The sequence below is a fragment of the Pseudarthrobacter sp. NPDC080039 genome (assembly GCF_040702335.1).
Lineage (GTDB): Bacteria > Actinomycetota > Actinomycetes > Actinomycetales > Micrococcaceae > Arthrobacter > Arthrobacter enclensis_A.
The window spans coordinates 29,996-48,540 of sequence record NZ_JBFBKY010000023.1 but is presented as its reverse complement, the minus strand read 5'-3'; the positions used below and the strand labels follow the sequence as shown (position 1 = coordinate 48,540).

Genomic DNA, 18,545 nt, shown 5'->3' with positions numbered 1-18,545 from the left:
ACCAACTGCACGGGGAGCACGATGAGTGAATCAGACGGAATGGACGAACTGCTGGACGGCGGAATGCGGCAGTCCCTCATGATCGCGTCCCGCATTGCCGAGACGCTGTCCCGTCGCAGGCAGGAATCCCAACGGCAGCAGGAACACCAGGATGCACAGGCAGCGCACGAAGCGCAGGCCCGCCTCACGGCAGACCGCAGCGCAGCACGAGCGGCTCTGGCACAGGTAGAGAAAGACCAGTGGTGGGACAGGGCCCAGCCCCACGACATCGCCACGGCCCACGCCGTCGCTGAGGGCTGGAAAGACCACGACCCGGCCGCCCTCGCGGCCTCGGAAAAGATCCGGCAGGAAGTCCTCACCCGCTACGGCATCGACACCCACGACGTCGGCGCGGACGCCGCCTACCTGGAATCAGGGATCCAGACCATCACCACGGAAAAGGCACGGCAGGACGCACTGGAACGCAGCCAGGAAGAGACACGCAAGGCGGCCGCCGAGCACGAGAAAGCCATGGGATTGCTCGCCGCGGCCCGCGCCGAAGAACTCCGCGCCCAGGCCGCGACACTGGCCCCGGAAATGGAACGCCACCAGGTGCCCGTGGAATACCTGGCCAACCCCGAGCTGGCCCAGGCATTGCAGACCGCCCACACCGCCAAAACACCCACAGCGGTAGAGGCCGCGGACGCCGCCGTGCAGGAGCGACTGTTCCTCATCGGCAAGGACGGCATCAACGGTCCCGACATCGACCAGCTCCGCAAAGAAACCACCGCGAACGTCAACGGCGCCGGCGACTCCCACTTCGAGGATCCCGAGTTCGTGAAAGCGGCCAGGGACATGCACGAGGCCAAACTCCTGGCAGAGGGCGGTTTCACAGGGTCCGAACGGACGCCCGTGGAACAGCGGTATGAACGGGCCGAAAAGGAACTCTTCGCCCGCATGGAAAGCGTCGGCCGTGAGATCGAGAACCGCGTCACCGGCAACGACAGCAGCCGGCCCAAGGACAAGGGCCTCAAAGCGGAGAGCACGTCGGCCGCCGACTACGGCGCAGCGGAACGGCAGGAAGCTTTCGCCGCGTCCCTGGCAACTACCGGCGCCAACGAAAACCAGATCCGTGGGCGCCTCGCCGCAGCACGTAGCGAGGGCACACACCCCAGCCGGCCGTCACCATGGGTAAGGGCGCAGCCAAGGCCAGGAAGACCCGCACAGGGGCAGCCGTGGGGGCCGAACGGGCCAAGAGCGGCCCCGCCCGCTAGAAATCTTAGGGCAGCTGTGAAAGGGGGAGGCTATTTCACGAAGTAACTTGGAGCCCTTCTTTGGGCCCGGAGAGTTCCGCGGGGAACTGGCGTTGGCCTGGGCTCTGGTTAGAGATAGCTGCAGATGCGTTCCGGGTCGCAGGCTGTTGGGCCTCCTGCGGCCGCGGCATTATGGAATTGGGCGACGGTTGTACGCAGTGCTGATAATTCTGCGATCCGGGCCTCGAGGTCGCGGAGCTGGGTGGCCAGCAGATCACGGACATGTACGCAGGGAGCCTGGCCGAGGTCCCGTAGGGCGAGGATGTCACCGATCTGGGTCAGGGTCAGCCCGGCGGTGCGGCCACGGCGGATGAATTCCAGCCGGCTGACCGTCTCGTGGGTGTAGTCGCGGTACCCGTTAGGAGTTCTCTCGACGGACGGCAGCAGGCCGCGGTCCTCGTAGAACCGCAGGGTCTTAGCTGTCATGCCGGCGGCCGCGGCGGTTTCACCAATACGCATCGTGCATACCTCTCGATCCGGGGGTCTCTCTTGACCTTCCACTTTAGTGGAAGGTCAAGAGCCGATACCGACCCAGGCTGATTGTGCCGGCCGGCGTGAGCCCATGTTTTTCCGGGATCCCGGCAGAAGACCGCGACCCCGTGCCGGTGTGCTGACGATCCAGCTTTCCACCCGGTGGGCCCACTTCAAGGCGCTCCTCGCGGTGGCCGAGGCCAGCCATGTCGTCCTGGAATGAACAGCTTCCACGCTCCGGCCGCCTTAGCGGCATCGGGGGAGCCGGGTGTCTGGTTTCGGAGGCTGTGGTGGCTTAAATTGCGTCCATGGCAGAGGACCCTGTTCAGACGAATCCGGATAATTACCGGCTGATCTTCGAAAACGATCGCGTCCGTGTGCTCGAGTATGCGGACGCTCCCGGGCACACAACCACCGAGCACTACCATCCGGACAGTGTGATGATTACGGCCAGCGCTTTCCGTCGCCGTATCTCCTCAAACGGCAAGACCGTAGATGTGGAGCTGCCCGCCGGGGCCGTGCGGTGGGTGGCGGCGCAGCACCATACCGGTGAAAACACCGGAGATACGGACACTCATACGTTCTTCGTTGAGCTCAAGGACGCCGCGCCGCCTCCATCCAACGAGACCGCCGATCAACTCGGACCAAGCGACCCCTAGACCTGGCCGGGCAGCGGCTGGCAGCCGGAGGTTCGCTCACCGGTTCCCACATGGCCGCCGGTGCGTCCGGTCCTGCTTCGCGGCCGTGGAGGGGTACGGCGTCAGGCCCAGTGCCGCCGGTTGCCCGGGTGCAGGGTTTAGCAGCAGCGTCCTTGGGGGTTGTTTTCCTGGCGGTCTGTTTTGTCGCGCCAGAATTCCCGTTCGGTCATCAAGGGGTGGCTGGTGTCGGTGGGCGGGTGGAGTTTTTGGTGGTGGGTTTTGTATTTTTCGTAGGCGTCTTCGCCCATGATGCCTTTGAAGAACCAGGTGAAGCCTGTGACGCCCTTGCGGGCGGATTCGAGGATGGTCATCAGTGGCCTGTCCGGGCGGGTGTCTTGTGTGCGGGGAGAGCGTCCCATTCTTTCTGGAGGTCCTTCTCGGCCGGGGTGGGGATGAATCCGGCGGGGGCGAAGATCCGGGACGCGACGGCGGGGTCTTCGCTGCTGGCGTTGGCCCCGGTTTTGTAGGCCTTCCAGGTCGCGAGGGTCGCGGCGGCGATGACGATGATCGAGAGTGTGACGAACAGGATGGAGAGGACGCCTTGGATCATGGTGTTGCGGATCACGGCTTCGATCGCGGTAACGGTTTTGGCTGTCCCGAAGCTGGTTTTACCTTCGGCCAGTGCTTTGGTGAAGGCCTGGTTCTGCGCGAAGTAGCCTACTGCCGGGACGTCGGAGAAGATCTTGTAGAACGAGGCGGTGATGGTCACGACGGCGGCGAACGCCAGGGGCAGCGCGACGACCCAGATGTGCCGGAAGTTCCCGCGTTTGGCCACGATTGCCATGCAGACGGACAGGGCGATAGCGGCGAGGAGCTGGTTGGCGATCCCGAACAGCGGGAACAAAGTGTTGATCCCGCCGAGGGGGTCGGTGACACCCATGATCAGCACGGCACCCCAGGCGGTAACCATGATCGCGGTTGTCAGCCAGGCCCCGGCACGCCAGGAGGTGTCCTTGAATTTGGGGATGAAGTTCCCCAGGCTGTCCTGAAGCATGAACCGGGCGACCCGCGTGCCGGCATCGACGGCGGTAAGGATGAACAGGGCTTCGAACATGATCGCGAAGTGGTACCAGAAAGCCATCATGGTACTGCCTCCGATGAATTGCTGCATGATGTGGGCCAGGCCCACGGAGAGAGTCGGGGCGCCGCCGGTGCGGGAGATGATGGTGGTTTCTCCGACGTCCTTCGCGGTTTGGGTGAGCATGTCTGGGGTCAGGCTGACGCCTTGGAGTCCGAGGCTGTTCACGAACGCGACGGCGCCCTCGACCGTGCCGCCGGTGGCGGCCGGGGAGGCGTTCATGGCGAAGTAGATGCCCCGGTCAATGGAGAGCGCGGCGACGAGGGCCATGATCGCGACGAAGGACTCCATCAGCATCCCGCCGTAGCCGATCATGCGGCTCTGGCGTTCCTTCTCGATGAGTTTGGGGGTCGTTCCGGAGGAGATGAGGGCGTGGAAGCCCGAGAGCGCACCGCAGGCGATGGTGACGAACAGGAACGGGAAGAGGGAGCCGCTGACCACCGGCCCGTTGTCCTTGGAGGCGAATTCGCTGAACGCGGGGACGTTGATTTCGGGCCGGACGATGACGATCGCCACGGCGAGCATCACGATGGTTCCGACCTTCATGAAGGTCGAGAGGTAGTCCCGTGGTGCCAGTAGCAGCCACACGGGCAGGATCGCGGCGATGAAGCCGTAGATGATGATGCCAACGGCGATGGTGACCTTGTCCAGGTGGAACAGGGCTGCGCCCCAGCCGGTTCCGGCGATCGCGCCGCCGCCGATGATCGCGGCGATCAGCAGAATGAATCCGATGATGGAGATTTCGGTGACTTTCCCGGGTCGGAAGAACCTGAGGTAGCAGCCCATGAACAGGGCGATCGGGATGGTCATGGAGACAGAGAAGACACCCCAGGAGCTTTCGGCGAGGGCGTTGACGACAACCAGGGCCAGGATGGCCACGATGATGATCATGATGACGAGGGTCGCGATCAGGGCCGCGGTGCCGCCGATGACGCCGAGTTCATCGCGGGCCATCTGGCCCAGTGACCGGCCGCCGCGGCGCATGGAGAAAAACATCACCAGGTAGTCCTGGACGGCGCCGGCGAGGATGGCGCCGACGATGATCCAGATCGTCCCGGGCAGATACCCCATCTGGGCTGCCAGAACGGGACCGACCAGCGGGCCGGCACCGGCGATCGCCGCGAAATGGTGCCCATAAAGGACACGGCGGTCAGTGGCGGCGAAGTCCTTCCCATCGGCCTTGTATTCCGCCGGGGTCGCACGCCGGTCATCGGGCTTCAGCAAATACTTCTCGATGTACTTGGAGTAAAACCGGTAACCAATGAAATACGTGCTCACCGATGCGAAGACAAACCACATGGCATTCACCGTCTCGCCCCGGACCACCGCGAGGACAACCCACGCCACACCGCCCAGGAGAGCGATCGCCACCCACAGAGCAATCTTCGCCGGAGTCCACCGCGGCGCGCCGGTACCGTCGGGGCCCTCATCCACCGCTACACGTGGCAACCCCGGATCCTGCTCCGGCACCCCCGCCGGACCGGTTGTCGGGTTTGATCCCAGGGGCGTGGCACCCATGGCTCCTCCTTGAGATGATGCGTGCGGATGTGATCTTAGCTACCCGAGAGTAACAGCACCGGCAGCCACCCCGAATACCGGAAAAGGCACATGCCGTCATAAACCAGTAAGCTCCCGACCACCGGTCCAAGGCAACCCCGGGCCGTTTGCCGACGATGATTCCAGCGTGTTCTTCTCGAGATGCACCGGGGCAGCCACCGTCAGGAAGCCGAGCCGGCGATGTTCCCACCGATTTAGCCCTTCCATCGGCGCGCGGGTACACCGGCCGAACGCGCCGGTGGGCGGAGTACGTGAGGTGGGGATCGGGTGATGTGTGTTCCGGATCGCAGAACCCCGGAGAGATCTCGCCTAGATTCGTGAAGAAGACGGGTTCACCCAGTCAAAATGACGCTCCCATAGAGGAGTCTTGATGTGCCGTGCTTGCTGAAGCTGCCCGGGAGGTTCGTTCCGGCATGGTGGAACGTAATGTTTGGTCAGCGCGGCGGGATGAGAGGACTCTGGTGTGGGGCGCCCCGGCAGTACGGGCCGGGATTTTTCGAGAGTGCCGATATCGATGATGATGAGGGGTTTTCATGGCTGAGGAAGTCGATGTTGTTGTGATCGGGATGGGCCCGGGCGGTGAGGCTGCCGCCGGGGAACTGGCTGAAGCCGGCCTCTCGGTCGTAGGAATCGAAGGACGCCTGGTGGGCGGGGAGTGCCCTTATTACGGCTGCATTCCGAGCAAGATGATGATCCGGGCCGGTAACTCCCTGGCGGAGGGGCAAAGGATCCGCGGACTGGCGGGGGAGGCCGATGTCCGTCCCGGCTTCGCGCCGGTGGCGGAGCGCATCCGTTCCGAGGCGACCGATGACTGGGACGACACCGTCGCCGTGGACCGCTTCACAGGTAAGGGCGGCCGCTTTGTCCGCGGCCTGGGCAAAATCACCGGGCCGCGCACAGTCACAGCGGCCGGCCAGGACTTCACCGCCGGTCGCGCCATTGTGGTCAATACCGGTACGGAACCGATGATCCCGCCGATCCCGGGGCTGGCCGATGTGCCGTTCTGGACGAACCGGGAGGCAATCGCCGCCGGCGACGCCCCGGAATCCCTGATCGTTATCGGAGGAGGGGCCATCGGTGCGGAACTGGCGCAGGCGTTCGCACGCTTCGGCACCCGGGTCACCATCCTGGAAGCCGCACCGGGCCTGCTGCCCCCTGAAGAGCCCGAAGCCGGCAAGCTCCTTGAGGATGTTCTCCGCGATGAACGCATCGACGTCCAGGTCGGGGCCCGGATCGAAAGTGTCCGGCACACCGCCGGCACGTTCACCATCGACGTCGGCGGTTCAACGCTTAGTGCCGGCAGGCTTCTGGTGGCAACGGGCCGTACTACCAACTTCGAATCCCTCGGCGTAGCTGCACTGGGACTGGACCCGGCCGGCCGGTTCCTGGAACCCGATGCGCACATGCGGATCGCCGACGGCGTCTACGCCATCGGGGACATCACGGGCAAGTGTGCCTTCACGCATATGTCCATGTACCAGGCCTCTATCGCCGCCGCGCATATCCTTGGCCGTGACCAGGCTCTGGCCGAATACCATGCGGTTCCGCGGGTGACGTTCACCGACCCGGAGATCGGTTCCGTTGGCCTCACCGAGGCACAGGCCCGCGCGAAGGGCCTGAAGGTGCGTGTCGGATTCACGGACCTGGCAGCGTCCGCCCGGGGGTGGATCCACAAATCCGGCAACCAGGGATTCATCAAACTCGTCGAAGACGCCGACCGCGGCGTGCTTGTCGGCGCGACGTCTGCAGGCCCCGCCGGCGGCGAGGTCCTGTCGGCCCTGACACTTGCCGTCCATGCCCGGATTCCGGTGAGCACGCTGCGGCGGATGATCTACGCGTATCCGACGTTCCACCGCGCCATTGAAGACGCATTGGACCGTCTTGAATGAATCCGGCCCGGCTGTGCAGATGAGAACTGAACCCGTTGCCCGCCACGGAATGCACCGGACTTTCCGTCCCGGCGCGGACGTGAGCGCCAAGTGAGGGGTCCCGTTTCGGGCGGCCGGCGCAGGGCGGCCCTTCGGCTGGGGGTCCTGGTGCTTCTCGTGGCAGCCGCCGCCGTGGCCATACTCGTGGCTCCGCTTCCGCCGGTCGAGCAGATCCGGAGCTATCTCGGCAGTACGGGTTGGTGGGGTACGGCGGCGTTTATCCTGGGCTACGCCATGCTGACGCTGGCTCCCGTGCCGAAAAGCATCCTGTCAGTTGCCGCGGGCCTGGTCTTTGGGTTCGCCGGCGGTGTCGCGGTCGTCGTTGCCTCCGCGATGTTGGGTTCCGTCGCTGCTTTTTGGCTGGGCCGCTGGCTGGGCCGGGAAGCCGTGGAGAGGTTCACCGGGGGGCGGGTGGAGAAAGTCGATCAGCTGCTGCACCGCCGCGGACTGGTAGCCGTGATCGGTGTCCGGCTGGTGCCTGTACTGCCTTTTACGGCTATCAATTATGCCGCGGGGCTGAGCTCTATCCGGTGGTGGCCCTACTTCCTCGGAACCGCCATCGGTATCCTTCCGGGGACAGTAAGTTTCGTGACCCTGGGTGCGTTCGGATCGCAGCCGGGTTGGCAGCTCAACACCGCCCTTGGGGCCCTCGCTGTGCTGACTGTGGCCGGCCTGGTGGTCGCGCGCCGGCGGCGCCGGAAAGGCTCGGCCGCCGATGTTTGATGCCCGGTTGCGCCGGGCCATGGAGCCGGCTCTGGGGCGGGCCGCGCTCTGGCTGGACCGGGCCTGGATCACCCCGGACGGTCTGACGGGCCTGAATCTGGTGCTTGGCCTTGCCAGTGCGGTCCTGGCTGCGGTGCAGTGGTGGCTTCCGGCCCTGGCCGCATGGCTGTTGTGCCGGGTAGCCGACGGCCTGGACGGGCCGCTGGCCCGGCGCCGGAACCGCCGCGCGGGGATTGAGGACACCGGAAGCGGTGGTTTCTGGGACATCTGCGCGGATTTCATTGTCTACGGCGCCACAGTGGTCGGCGTCGGGATCGGCGCGACAGCGGCATTCGGCGCCCCGTGGCTGCCATTCCTGCTGGTCCTGTTCGCCTACTACATCAACGGCACGGCCTTCCTGGCATTCTCCTCCATCGCCGAGAAAACCGGCCGCCAACTCAGGGACGGCCGGTCATTATCGTTCCTGTCAGGCCTGACCGAGGGCGCCGAAACCGTAGCCGTGCACAGCCTCTGGCTGATCTTCCCGGGCGCCGCGTGGGAAATCGCCTCCGTCTGGGCGCTCCTCGTGACCGCCAGCGGCGTCCAGCGCATCCTCGCCGGCTACCGGTCCCTGCGGTGAGGAACGGTCCGGTTCAGCCAGCGCCGCCGGAACCAGACCAGCCCCGCCATCGCCCGGCGCACCAGGGGAGAAGCCAGACGCTCCCGGACGTCAGCGACGGCGGCATTCCAGACCCCGTCTGAATAGGTCGGGTAGGGGTGGGTTGTTCCGGCAATGTCGGACGTTGTCATGCGTTTCTGGACGGCCAGGGTGAGTTCAGCCAGGGATTCCCCGGCCCGGGGACCGACGATGGTGCCGCCCAGGATCTTTCCCCGCCGGTCCAGGATGAGCCTCGTGAAGCCGCCCGTGGAGTCCTCCGTCACGGCACGGTCCACATGGGTGTGCCGGACTGTCCTGGCACGGTGCTGCCGGTGTGTGTCGGCCACGGTGAGCCCGACGGCGGCGACTTCCGGGGACGTGAAGGTCACCCTGGGCACGGTGCCGCTGACCTGGCGTTTGAGCCCGAGGACCGCGTTCGAGGCGGCCACGGAAGCGTGGACGCCGGCCAGATGGGTGAAGCGGGGGTTCGCGGTCACGTCTCCCGCGGCCCGGATGAGCGGATTGGACGTCATCATCCGCGAATCCGTGATCACCTGGCCGTCCTTGTCCAGCTTCACCCCGATCCGTTCCAGGCCAAGACCCACGGTGCGGGGGGTGCGTCCGGTGGCCAGCAGGACCGTGTCCGTCTCAACGGCGGCACCGCCCGCCAACTGGAGCATGGTTCTGGCGTGCGTGGTGACCGCGTCCTCGATGGTTGTGTCCTCCAGGACGCGGACTCCGTCGTTTTCGAGGGCCTTCCGGACGAGGGCGGCGGCGTCGGGGTCCTCCTTGGGGAGGACCCGGGAGCGGACGATCATGGTGACCTCGGATCCAAGGCGGGCGAAGGCCTGTCCGAGTTCGCAGGCGATCGGCCCGCCCCCAACAATCGCCAGCCGCCCCGGAAGGGTGTCGAGGTCCCAAATCGTGTCAGAGGTCACTGTGGCCCCCGGGTCCAGACCCGGGATGCAGGTGCTGACCGGTGCGGCGCCGGTGGCGATCAGTGCCTGCCGGAAGCGGATCGTCCTGCCGTCAACCTCGGCCACACCGGGGGAGCGGAACACCAGGGAGCCCTTGATGACCTCCACACCGGCGGCTTCGAGTGCCGCCGGGGAGTCGACGGGTTCGATGATGCGGATCGCGGCAAAGATGCGTTCCCTTACGTCAGCGAATTCCGGTGGCTGCCCGGTCAGCGCACGGGCTGTCGCGGCGTGGTTGGCTGCCGACAGAAGGGTCTTGGACGGCACGCATCCGGTCCACAGGCAGTCACCGCCGGTCCGGGCCTGTTCGACAAGGAGGGTTCGCGCTCCGAATCCGGCTGCCGTTTTGGCGCCCACGATTCCCGCGGTTCCCCCGCCGACGACCAGGAGGTCGATGACCGGGTTCTCGACTGTCATGATGGACTCCTCGTCAGTGATGTTGAACGCCGGACATTGCGCCCGCCGACGCGGTCGTTGGCACCCGTGCCGCTGCGGCGGATCGAATCGGAAGGAGCCTGCCATCGGCGATAAATACACGCTGTTTGCCCCGTTTTACGATCTGCTCTCGGGCGAATACCCTGTCTATCATGCCGGGCGGGTGCTCGGCATCAACGCCCTCGCCCCAGGCGCGGGCCAGCAGGTGCTCGACATCGGATGCGGAACCGGGCTCAATTTTTCCTTGTTGCAGGAACGCATCGGCGCCTCCGGGACCATCGTCGGGATCGACCGCAGCGCCGAGATGCTCCGCCAGGCGCGGCGCCGCGCCCTGGCGCACGGCTGGCAGAACGTGATACTGGTCCAGGCCGACATGGTGCTGCTGGATCCCGGGACCATCGCTGCCCGCATCGAAGCCAGCGGGGGAACTGCCGTTTCGGATGCGGCCCTGGCGACCTACTCCTTGTCCCTGATGGGGGACTGGGAGCAGGCGTGGATGAACATGACCGGGCTGCTGGCCAAAGAAGCCAGCGTCGGGGTGGTGGACCTGCAGGACCCGGTGGGATGGGCCCGATGGCTCACGCCGCTGGCACGGCTGGCCTGCGCACTGGGAGGATCCGACATCACCGCCGCCCCCTGGCGGGCCGTGGAGGAACGCTGCGTCGAAGTCGTGCGCGCCTCGGCCCGGGGAGGGCACCTGCAAATCCGGGCCGGTAAGTTGATGCACGACAGATAAGTGCAGCCGCCGCCACGTTCACATCCTGGCTTTGCGGAGGGGCAATGCACCGCCGACCTCATCTATTTGTGTTGTGTACTGCAGATTACTGAACGGTGTCCCGGCCCGCCCATACGTTGAAGACATCAGCATGAAGCACTTCCATGGAAGGCCGCAGTTATGGCTTCTGCATCAGCTCTTTCACATCCCGCCTCCGGCACCGGCCCCGGCCGGCGCGTTCTCGCCGGGGGCATCGCCGCCGGCATCGTCTTCGGGATGCTCATGGCCATGATGGGCATGTTGCCGGTCATCGCGTCCAGGATCGGATCCAGGTCGGCCGTGGTCGGCTTCGGAGTCCACATGATGATTTCCGTGGCTTTCGGCTTGGGCCTGACGGTATTGTTCGGCAACCGGTTCCTGACCTCGTATGGCCGCGGCGCCCTCGTCCGGCTCGGCTACGGTGCCATCTGGTGGGTCCTGGGCCCGCTGATGATCATGCCGGTCATGATGGGCATGCCCCTGTTCGCCGTTGACCTGACCGCGTTGATGAGCCTGATGGGCCACCTGGTTTATGGCGTTATTCTGGGACCGGTGGCGGTCCTCGTCCTCACGGGCCGGGCATGACCGGTACCTGCCGGGTCGATGTGGCGGCCACCGTCTCCGGAGACCTGCGACCGTGGGCCCCGCGGCAACGAGAGGCCGACCCGCTCATGGTAGGACCCGCTGACCCGTTCAGTTGTTTGAATGAAGTTGATCTGTTCGCTGACCTGAGCGCGCAGGAGATCGAGGCCATGGACCTGATGGCCCCGGCCCGGCTGTTCCGCCGCGGTGAGCTGCTGTTCAGCCAGAGCCAGCCTGTGAAGGCGCTGTTTATCCTCAAGTCCGGCCGGGTGCGCATTTTCCGGGTCGCCGAGGACGGCAAGGCCCTGACGATGGCCATCCTGGAACCCGGCGCAGTGTTCGGGGAGATGATGCTCGTGGGTCAGCGGATGTATGACAACTACGCCGAGGCCATCGAAGACTCGTCGATCTGCCAGCTCAGCGTGGAGGAGGTCGAACGGTTCCTGCTCTCGGATCCCCGGATCGCGATCCGCATCTCCCGTCTCCTGGGAGAACAGGTCGCCCGCCTCGAAGAACGCCTGACCGACCTGGCGCTGCGGCCGCTGTCCGCCCAAGTGGCATCCACCCTGCTTAAACTCGGTGACGCCGCGGGGGCCCCGCGGTTCGGGCAGGCCCGGACCATCCACCTGACCCACGAACAGCTCGCCGGCCTTCTTGGCGCCTCCCGGGAGGCCACCAGCAAGATCATGGGTGAGCTCACGGCCAAGAAGGCCATCCGGCAGGGCCGCGGGCGCATCGTCATCCAGGACCGGGACATCTTGTCCAAACTGGCACGGAGCGCCTCATGATGACCGCCACGTTCCATGGCCAGGTGATCGCCCGCTCAGAGGCGACGGTGTATCTGGAAGGCAACCACTACTTCCCCGCAGAGTCGCTGGTGCCGGACACGCTGGAAAACAGCTGGGTCCGGACCCTGTGCTTCTGGAAGGGTGTGGCCCGCTACCACCACGTCCGCGCCGGGGAGCACCGGGCACCGAACGCTGCCTGGTCCTACCCAAGGCCCTCACCCCTGGCCCGGATGATCAAAGGCCACGTCGCGTTCGCCCCCAGCGGGGGAGTCATCGTCAGCGACGACCGCCCCTGACCGGCGCATCTGCCCGTTTCCCTCAACCCCACGGTTTTGTCCTGTCAATTCAAGAGATAAGTGAGTACCCGCATGCCACGCATTCCCGCCCACACCGTTGCCACAGCACCCGAAGCCTCCCAACCGATCGCCCGGAAACTGGAGCAGCAAATGGGAAAACTGCTGAACATCCACGCCGGCATGGCCCACTCGCCCGTCGTGATCGCCTCCTACGAGGGGATCTCCGCCGCCATCGCCGAACACGGCAGCTTCGACGCCCGCACCCGCGAAGCGATCGCCCTGGCCGTCGGAAACCAGAACGGCTGCGACTACTGCCAGGCCGCCCACACCCTCTCAGCACGCCGGGCAGGGCTGGACGATGAGCAGATCCTTGCGATCCGCGCCGGCGAAGTCGATTTCGACGCCAAACTCGAAGCCATCTCCTCGGTCGCCCGTGAAGCCGCGGCCAGGACCGGGAACGTTTCCGACGCGACCTGGCAGGCGGCCCTTGACGCCGGCTGGAGCGCCGAGGAACTCTCCGAAGCCTTCGCCCACATCGCGGCCAACCTGTTCACCAACTACTTCAACCACTACGCCGGAACCGAACTGGACCTGCCCGCAATCCCGGAACTAACCGCCTAAGACACCGCGGGCCGGTGGAAGGGAGCACCCTTATCCCTCCCACCGGTCCCCGTTCCCGGCGCCCCCTCCACCTTTGCCCCGACTATCCTCACACCAGCAGGAGAAGAATGAAGATCGCAACCCTCCTCCGGAGCGTTGAGCTGCTCACACGCCCGGTCCACCCGGAGAGCAGGGCCGCGATGGATCAGCGCTGGGCCGGGCTGCCCGGGCACGTGAAGACCCCGGCGCAGCTGCTGGGACGAAGCGCCGTCGGCTGCGAAGGCACCCACGGCGTCTTCCCCAAATGCAATCTGACCTGCTCACCCTGCTACCACTCCGCAGACGCGAACAGGGTCCGGGTCGACGGCGACCACACCGTCACCGCCGTCAGAAAGCAAATGGAATTCCTGCGCAAGGTCCGGGGTCCCCGTGCCCACGCCCAGCTGATCGGCGGGGAAGTCAGCCTGCTCCCGGCCAAAGACCATGCCGCCGCGCTGGAGGCCATGCACGCCAACGGCCGCGAACCGATGTCCATGACCCATGGCGACTTCGACTACGACTACCTCCTGGACGATGCCGGCCTCCCCCGGTTCCGGAGAGTGTCCTTTGCCGCCCACTTCGATTCCCTCATACGGGGCCGTCGCGGCGCCGTACGCCCCCTCAATGAAGCAGAACTGCACCCGTTCCGCGCCCGGTTCGCCCAAATGTTCCTTGCCCTCAAACGAGACCACGGCATCAGGTCCTACCTTGCCCACAACATGACCGTCACCCCGGCCAACGTCGAGGAGGTCACCGAGGTGACCCGGGCGGTCCTGGACATGCCGTATGACATGCTGTCCTTCCAGCCGGCCGCCTACATCGGGGATGACCGAAGGTGGTCCGAGAACTTTGAGGAGATCACCATTGACGCCGTCTGGTCCCGCATCGAAGAAGGCGCCGGCCATTCCATTCCGTGGCAGGGGACCCAGTTCGGTGACACCCGGTGCAACCGGACCGCCGTCGCCCTCAGCACCGGCTCCACGCTCACCGCATTGCTGGATCCTGACGACCCGCGGGACCTTGCTGCGCGGGACAGGCTCCTGAAACACCATGGCGGCATGTTTTTCGGCGGCACCCCGGCGTGGATAGTGGGCGCCAAAATCCTCCGGGCACTCCTGGCCCACCTGGACGATCTTCCCGTCATCGTGTCATTTGGCCGCCGCCTCGTGCGCCGGGCCGGCGGCCCGGTTTCGGTGGCGTCCGCTGCCTGGCGCCGCGAGCTGTCCTTCAAAACGTTCGTGGTGCACAACTTCATGGACGCCGCCGACGTCGCACCGGCCTGGGCCCTGATGGAGCGCGGCGTGACCAGCGATGACCCGGAAATCCGGGAAACCCAGGAACGCCTCGGCTCCTGTATGTACGCGATGAGCCACCCCGAAACCGGGCAGCTGGTCCCCGCCTGCGTCCAGCATTCGACCCTGGACGCGGCAGAAAACGCCGGCCTGCGCAAAATGCTGCCGCTCCGCCCCGTCATGCCGGCAGGCAAAACCGGAACAGCGATGCCGTGAGAAACGCCAAAAAAGCAACGACGGACCGAACAAACGACGATCACCACCCTGACAGGACCGAAACACCAATGACTCTTGCCTTCCGCGCCAGATCATTCCTGATCATCACCGCCGCCGCAATGACGGCAGCTTCGCTCGCGCTGGCAGGCTGTGCCGGCCCTCCGGCCGCTCCGGCCGCGCAGGCCGGGTTCACCGGCTGGGACCAGGTCAGCGCGGCTGCCCGGGGGCAAACGGTGCGTCTGTGGATGTACGGCGGCGACGAACAAGGCAATGCCTACGTCGATGGCACGCTCAAACCCGCCGCGGCCAAAGAAGGGGTGACGCTCGAACGCGTCCCGGTCGCCGACACGAAAGACGCGCTGAACCGGGTCCTGACTGAAGTGCTGGCGGGAACCCGGGACGGTGCCGTCGACCTTGTCTGGGTCAACGGCGATAATTTCGGCACCGGGAAGCAGGCCGGGGCATGGTCGTGCGGCTGGACCTCGATGCTGCCGAACATGAAACTCACCATGCCGTCGGACCCGCTGCTGGCCAACGATTTCGGGACCCCGGTCCAGGGCTGCGAAGCGCCCTGGAACAAGGCCCAGTTCACCTTCGCCTATAACTCCGCCACCGTCACCGACCCGCCGAAGACCCTGGCAGGGCTGCTGGACTGGGCACAAAAACACCCCGGCCGTTTCACCTACCCCGCGCCGCCGGACTTCACCGGCTCCGTCTTCACCCGCGAAGTGCTCGACAGCGTCTCCGGCGGATACACCCAAGTCCCGCTGGCCTTTGACCAAAAAGCCTTCGACCGGCTCACCCCGGCCCTTTACGACAGGCTCAAAGAACTGGCACCTTCGCTGTGGCGCGAAGGAAACACCTACCCGAAAACGTCCTCGGAACTCAACGCCTTGTACGCCGGCGGTCAGGTCGATTTCACCATGACCTACGGCCCGGCCACCCTGACCAAACTCGTCGCCGACGGCACCTACCCGGCAGCCACCAAAGTCCTCACCCTGGAGGAGGGCACCGTCGGAAACGCCAGCTTCCTCGCGATCCCGTCAACCTCCGGGCGCCAGGCGGGGGCGATGGTCGTCGCGAACCTCGCGCTCTCCCCGGAACAGCAGGCCGCCAAAGCGGACCCCCGAACCTGGGGCCAGTTCCCGGTCCTGGACCCGGCCGCGCTCAGCGCTCCTCAACGGGCCTTGTTCGATGCCCTCCCGCCGTCCCCGGTGGTGCCCGCCTACGATGTGCTCTCGAAAAACGCCAACCCGGAACTTTCGGCCGCATGGGTGCCGAAACTCGACGACGCCTGGCGGCGCCAGATCCTCACGGGCCGGTGACACCGTGCCGTCCAGCCATGCCCCGCTGAGTCCGCGCAGATCCCTGCCCCCGGCGCTGATGGCTGCCCCGGCGTTGCTGATGGCATCCTTCGTCGTTTTGGGCGGCCTGTTGACCGCAGCTGCCCAAAGCCTGGGCCTGCTGCCGCTGACCGGCAGCCCGACACTAACCCTGGCGGCGTACACCGCTGGCGCCCCGGACCTTCCCGCAGCCATCGGCCTGTCCCTGGCCATCGCGGCGGCATCAACGATCGCCGCCTCCGTCGTGGGGTTCACCGCGGCCCTGATCATCGTTCAGGGCCGCTGGTACGGCCGGGTGGTTGCCGCGCTCAGTACCCTCACGATCCCTTTTCCGCACATCGTCGGGGCCGCGTCCGTCGGATTGTTACTCTCTGACTTCGGACTGCTGTCCCGGCTGACCGGAGCGGGGAATGCCTGGCCGCAGCTGGTCGGCGGACCTTTGTGGATCGCGGTCATTGCCGACTACAGCTGGAAGGAATCAGCCTTCGTCGCCCTGGTGGTCACCGCCGCCCTGATCACCCGCTCAACGGGCTATGACGAAACGGCGGCCCTCCTGGGAGCCGGCCGCCTGCGGCGGCTCAGGCATGTTCTTCTGCCTCTGAGCCTTCCGGCGCTGACCGTTGCCGCAACGATCGTCTTCGTCTACACGTTCGGCTCCTACGAGGTCGCATGGCTCCTCGGGCGGCCCGATCCGGAACCTCTTCCCGTCATGGCGCTCAGGGTCTTCGGATCCGCGTCGCTGACATCCCGCCCGGAGGCCGCAGCCCTCGCGGTCGTGACCACGATCGTGTCCTTCGGGACCGCCACCGCAGCGTTCGCCCTCCTGAAGCGGATTCCACTATGGCGCTGACGCTTCCCCCGGGCCTGAGGCCGCCCTGGACGCCGCCGACCGGTGACGGCTCGGCCCTGAGGGTCTCCCGTACCCCCGGCCGGGCTGGACGAACCGCGCTGACCATGGCCCTGGCAGTATGGTTCCTCCTTCCCCTGGCGCCACTGGGACTGTGGGTGTTTGCGGACAGGTGGTCCTATCCGGCCGCACTGCCCGATGCCTGGGGATTCGACGGTCTCACGGCGGCGCTGTCCCAGGGAGCGGTCCCGGCCTTGGCCCATTCAGTGGGCCTGGGACTGGCGGTGAGCGCCGTCGCCACCCCGCTGGGCGCCCTGGCCGCCCGGGCCCTGGCATACCACCGCGTCCCCTTCCCCGCGGCGGTCAACGCCGTGCTGTTTGCACCGCTGGCGCTTCCGGCGTTCGCGGCGGCCTTCGGACTCAACGTGCTGCTCCTGAGATTGCAGATCCCGCCTCTGGCCGGGGTGATCCTCATCCTCAGCGTCTACGCCCTGCCCTACACGACATACACCATGCGCGTGGCCTACGGGGCGCACGACCGTGGCTTTGAAGACGAGGCCCGGACCCTGGGAGCCACCCGGTGGCACGTCCTGACCCGGGTGCATCTTCCCCTGCTCGCCCCGGCACTGGCCCGCAGCGCGTTCCTGGCCTTCCTGGCCGGCTGGAGCGACTACCTCATCACCCTTCTCGTCGGCGGCGGCGCGATCACCACAGTTCCCCTGCTCGTCGCATCGGCCGCGTCCGGGACCGGTAACGATTCCGTCGTTGCCGTATTGTCCGTTGCGGCAATCCTTCCGCCACTGATCCTGCTGCTGGGTCTTGGCTTCTTCGCACGCAAACCTCCCGGAGGTCCCGCATGAGCGACGCCCTGGTCATCGATGGACTCTCAAAGTCGTTCAGCAGCTCATCAGCACCGGTCCTGAACGACGTCAGCCTCACCCTCGATGCTGGTTCCAGCACCGCCGTACTGGGGCCCTCCGGGTCAGGGAAAAGCACACTGCTTCGCGCCGTGGCCGGACTCGAAACGCCGGACGCCGGAAGCATCGTTCTTCGCGGCACCGATCTGGCCCGGGTCAGCCCCGAACACCGCGGCATGGCCCTGGTCTCCCAGCGCCCGCTGCTGTTCCCCCACCTGAACGTCCTGGACAATGTCGCCTTCGCCGCCACGGTCCGCGGGGTCCGCCGCCGGGCCGCCCGCGCCGATGCCGCGCATTTCCTGGACCTGGTTCAGCTCGAAGGATACGGCCGCCGTCCCGTGACGGCCCTCTCCGGCGGGCAGGCCCAGCGGGTGGCCATCGCCCGGGCCCTGGCCGCACGGCCTTCCGTCCTGCTTCTGGACGAGCCGTTCAGCGCCCTTGACCAGGAACTGCGCTCCACCATGCACGAGCTGCTGGCACAGCTGCGGGAGCGGCTGGCCCCCACCATCCTCATGGTCACCCACGACCGCGACGAAGCGGCCGGCGTCGCCGACCGCATCGCGCTCCTCAGCCACGGCAGGCTGCTCCAGCACGACCGCGTCGACCTCGTGTACTCCCGACCCGCGTCCCTGGAAGTCCACCGGCTCATGGGCGGCACAAACGAAATCACAGGAACTGTCCGGGACGGTGTCCACTACTCGGCCCTGGGAGACCTTGACCTGCCCGCGGACACCGACTGGCCCGACGGGCCGGGCGTTTTGGTTACCCGCCAGGAAAGCATCAGCATGTTGGACAACTCCCGTGGCCCCGGAGGGCACGACGTGACCGCCACCGTGACGGGCATCCGGGTGCTGGGGCCCCGCCGGCTAGTCACGCTGAACGCCTCCGGCATCACACTTCAGGCTGAGGCGCCCTGGGGCCGGGTCCTTGGCGTCGGTGATCACGTCAGGCTCTTTATCCCTGTGTCCGCCCGTGCTGTTGTCACCGACGGCGGGGTTTCCCCCGCACCCGCTAATGTTGACAGAGCTTCGGCCGTTCCCGCGAGGGACTGGGCCTGAAGGTGTCCGCCGGCACC

The 18,545-nt window shown here is 66.3% G+C and carries 18 protein-coding genes and 1 pseudogene; 15 read left to right on the top strand and 4 right to left on the bottom strand.

Annotated elements, in window-relative coordinates; genetic code table 11:
• The first annotated feature begins 21 nt into the window (after positions 1–21).
• Positions 22–1,253: pseudogene (locus tag AB0313_RS18305) on the top strand (hypothetical protein).
• A 108-nt stretch (positions 1,254–1,361) separates the two neighbouring features.
• Here AB0313_RS18305 and AB0313_RS18300 read toward each other — a convergent pair.
• The gene (locus AB0313_RS18300) at positions 1,362–1,751 is read right to left on the bottom strand and encodes a heavy metal-responsive transcriptional regulator (RefSeq protein ID WP_366307316.1); all 390 of its coding nucleotides are present in this window, start codon (positions 1,749–1,751) and stop codon (positions 1,362–1,364) included.
• Between the two features lie 320 nt (positions 1,752–2,071).
• Between AB0313_RS18300 and AB0313_RS18295 the strand changes: the two genes are divergently transcribed.
• Positions 2,072–2,422, top strand: coding sequence for a cytoplasmic protein (locus AB0313_RS18295; protein ID WP_366307315.1), 351 nt, complete (start codon positions 2,072–2,074; stop codon positions 2,420–2,422).
• 137 nt (positions 2,423–2,559) lie between these two features.
• Here the strand turns inward: AB0313_RS18295 and AB0313_RS18290 are convergent, their stop codons facing one another.
• On the bottom strand, positions 2,560–2,772 hold the full coding sequence (locus AB0313_RS18290) for a YbdD/YjiX family protein (protein WP_366307313.1): 213 nt from the start codon (positions 2,770–2,772) through the stop codon (positions 2,560–2,562).
• Complete coding sequence (locus tag AB0313_RS18285) at positions 2,772–5,057, bottom strand: carbon starvation CstA family protein (RefSeq protein ID WP_366307311.1); 2,286 nt, start codon at positions 5,055–5,057, stop codon at positions 2,772–2,774. The genes AB0313_RS18290 and AB0313_RS18285 overlap by 1 nt, the downstream gene beginning before the upstream one ends.
• Before the next feature lie 572 nt (positions 5,058–5,629).
• Here AB0313_RS18285 and AB0313_RS18280 point away from each other — a divergent pair.
• The 3 genes from AB0313_RS18280 (at position 5,630) to AB0313_RS18270 (ending at position 8,366) form a co-directional block, all read left to right on the top strand.
• Entirely contained in the window at positions 5,630–6,985 is a 1,356-nt protein-coding gene (locus tag AB0313_RS18280) for an NAD(P)/FAD-dependent oxidoreductase (RefSeq protein WP_366307309.1), read from the top strand.
• Positions 6,986–7,075: 90 nt separating this feature from the next.
• Positions 7,076–7,747 carry a TVP38/TMEM64 family protein gene (locus AB0313_RS18275; RefSeq protein WP_366307307.1) on the top strand — a complete coding sequence of 224 codons (672 nt, stop codon included), beginning with the start codon at positions 7,076–7,078 and terminating at the stop codon, positions 7,745–7,747.
• The gene (locus AB0313_RS18270) at positions 7,740–8,366 is read left to right on the top strand and encodes a CDP-alcohol phosphatidyltransferase family protein (protein ID WP_366307305.1); all 627 of its coding nucleotides are present in this window, start codon (positions 7,740–7,742) and stop codon (positions 8,364–8,366) included. Before AB0313_RS18275 ends, AB0313_RS18270 begins: the two co-directional genes overlap by 8 nt.
• Here AB0313_RS18270 and AB0313_RS18265 read toward each other — a convergent pair.
• Positions 8,348–9,778, bottom strand: a complete 1,431-nt coding sequence (locus AB0313_RS18265; protein WP_366307303.1) for an NAD(P)/FAD-dependent oxidoreductase — start codon at positions 9,776–9,778, stop codon at positions 8,348–8,350. The two genes, AB0313_RS18270 and AB0313_RS18265, sit on opposite strands and share 19 nt — an antisense overlap.
• Positions 9,779–9,959: 181 nt before the next feature.
• Between AB0313_RS18265 and AB0313_RS18260 the strand changes: the two genes are divergently transcribed.
• The 10 genes from AB0313_RS18260 to AB0313_RS18215 all read left to right on the top strand — a co-directional run bounded on the left by AB0313_RS18260 (position 9,960) and on the right by AB0313_RS18215 (position 18,528).
• On the top strand, positions 9,960–10,532 hold the full coding sequence (locus AB0313_RS18260; RefSeq protein ID WP_366307301.1) for a class I SAM-dependent methyltransferase: 573 nt from the start codon (positions 9,960–9,962) through the stop codon (positions 10,530–10,532).
• Positions 10,533–10,691: 159 nt separating this feature from the next.
• Entirely contained in the window at positions 10,692–11,135 is a 444-nt protein-coding gene (locus AB0313_RS18255) for a hypothetical protein (RefSeq protein WP_366307299.1), read from the top strand.
• Positions 11,136–11,251: 116 nt separating this feature from the next.
• Positions 11,252–11,920: a Crp/Fnr family transcriptional regulator gene (locus AB0313_RS18250; RefSeq protein ID WP_366307297.1), complete on the top strand. Its 669-nt coding sequence runs from the start codon at positions 11,252–11,254 to the stop codon at positions 11,918–11,920.
• Complete coding sequence (locus AB0313_RS18245) at positions 11,917–12,216, top strand: DUF427 domain-containing protein (protein WP_366307295.1); 300 nt, start codon at positions 11,917–11,919, stop codon at positions 12,214–12,216. Before AB0313_RS18250 ends, AB0313_RS18245 begins: the two co-directional genes overlap by 4 nt.
• Positions 12,217–12,288: 72 nt before the next feature.
• Positions 12,289–12,837: a carboxymuconolactone decarboxylase family protein gene (locus tag AB0313_RS18240; RefSeq protein WP_366307294.1), complete on the top strand. Its 549-nt coding sequence runs from the start codon at positions 12,289–12,291 to the stop codon at positions 12,835–12,837.
• 107 nt (positions 12,838–12,944) lie between these two features.
• Positions 12,945–14,363: a hypothetical protein gene (locus tag AB0313_RS18235; protein WP_366307293.1), complete on the top strand. Its 1,419-nt coding sequence runs from the start codon at positions 12,945–12,947 to the stop codon at positions 14,361–14,363.
• 68 nt (positions 14,364–14,431) lie between these two features.
• Complete coding sequence (locus tag AB0313_RS18230; RefSeq protein WP_366307292.1) at positions 14,432–15,688, top strand: ABC transporter substrate-binding protein; 1,257 nt, start codon at positions 14,432–14,434, stop codon at positions 15,686–15,688.
• A 79-nt stretch (positions 15,689–15,767) separates the two neighbouring features.
• Positions 15,768–16,556: an ABC transporter permease subunit gene (locus AB0313_RS18225; protein ID WP_366307290.1), complete on the top strand. Its 789-nt coding sequence runs from the start codon at positions 15,768–15,770 to the stop codon at positions 16,554–16,556.
• Positions 16,547–17,413 carry an ABC transporter permease subunit gene (locus AB0313_RS18220; RefSeq protein ID WP_366307288.1) on the top strand — a complete coding sequence of 289 codons (867 nt, stop codon included), beginning with the start codon at positions 16,547–16,549 and terminating at the stop codon, positions 17,411–17,413. Before AB0313_RS18225 ends, AB0313_RS18220 begins: the two co-directional genes overlap by 10 nt.
• A complete protein-coding gene (locus tag AB0313_RS18215) occupies positions 17,410–18,528 on the top strand; it encodes an ABC transporter ATP-binding protein (protein ID WP_366307286.1) in 1,119 nt (372 codons plus the stop codon). Before AB0313_RS18220 ends, AB0313_RS18215 begins: the two co-directional genes overlap by 4 nt.
• Positions 18,529–18,545: the final 17 nt, after the last annotated feature.